The sequence below is a fragment of the Achromobacter semiaridum genome (genome assembly GCF_053543755.1).
This window is the reverse complement of sequence record NZ_JBLVOL010000107.1, coordinates 1-1,138: the sequence shown is the minus strand read 5'-3', so window position 1 is coordinate 1,138 and position 1,138 is coordinate 1. Positions and strand designations below refer to the sequence as shown.

The 1,138-nt window shown below is 68.5% G+C and carries 2 protein-coding genes; both read left to right on the top strand.

Going from position 1 to position 1,138, the window contains the following annotated elements; all coding sequences use genetic code 11:
• Positions 1-28: 28 nt before the first annotated feature.
• Entirely contained in the window at positions 29-955 is a 927-nt protein-coding gene (gene prmA, locus ACNPP0_RS23895) for a 50S ribosomal protein L11 methyltransferase (protein WP_332612248.1), read from the top strand.
• A gap of 26 nt (positions 956-981) precedes the next feature.
• Positions 982-1,138 (top strand): zinc-ribbon domain-containing protein (locus ACNPP0_RS23890; protein WP_448707208.1); only part of this gene is annotated, 157 nt, incomplete at its 3' end.

The window sequence follows — 1,138 nt, the reverse complement described above, 5'->3', positions numbered from 1 at the left end:
CCCCCCATGGCCAGATGGAAGAATAATCATGCGTGAACTCGTGCTCCATTGCCTGGAGGCGCAGGCCGAAGCCCTGTCGGATGCGTTGCTGGAAGCGGGCGTGCTGTCGGTGTCCGTGGAAGACGCCGACTTCGGCACCGATGACGAACGCCCCTTGTTTGGCGAACCGGGCACCGAGCCCGACGTGCAGGCCTGGGACCGCAACCGCGTCGTGGCCTTGCTGCCCGATGGCGCCGACCCCACGCAGATCATGGAAGAAGCCGCGTCGGCCGGTGAACTGGACCCGACGCTGTTTGCCGGCTGGACGCTGCGCGATGTGCCGGACGCCGACTGGGTGCGCCTGACGCAATCGCAGTTTGGCCCGATCCACATCGCCGAGCGCCTCTGGATCGTACCCAGCTGGCACCGCGACAATCCCGACGTGCCCGGTCTGGACCCCACCACCGCCGAAGAGGGCGCCATCCATATCGAGCTGGACCCGGGCCTGGCGTTCGGCACGGGCAGCCACCCCACCACGCACCTGTGCCTGGCCTGGCTGGAAGCCGAATTGCCCGCCGGCGCCACCGTGCTGGACTACGGCTGCGGCTCGGGCATTCTGGCGATTGCCGCGCGCAAGCTTGGCGCCGGTCCGACCTTGGCCGTGGACATCGACGCGCAGGCAGTGCAAAGCACGGCCTACAACGCCGAGGTCAACCACGTAGAACTGCAAGCCATGCTGCCCGACGCGCTGGCCGACGGCACGTTTCAGGTGGTGGTGGCCAACATCCTGTCCAACCCGCTGAAGGTGCTGGCGCCGATGCTGGCCGGCCGCGTGGCGGATGGTGGGCATCTGGTGCTGTCCGGCGTGCTGGAACGCCAGGCCGATGAAGTGGCTGCCGCCTACGCGCCCTGGATGGCGATGTCCGTCTGGCGCGCCCGCGACGGCTGGGTCTGCCTGCACGGCCAAAAGGCCTGAGCACCGCTTCGGCAGGATCGCATCACATGGCTTTGACCACCCGCTGCCCGCAATGCGGCACCACGTTCAAGGTGGTGCCGGACCAACTGCGCGTTCGTAACGGCCTGGTGCGCTGCGGCGCCTGCTCGACGGTTTTCGACGGCCGCGCCTGCCTGTTGCCCGGCGCCGACGCGAAGGCGCTGC

Bases quoted from the DNA above. Each gene is read 5' to 3' on its own strand.
- prmA (WP_332612248.1), top strand. From the start codon at position 29: ATGCGTGAACTCGTGCTCCATTGCCTGGAGGCGCAGGCCGAAGCCCTG.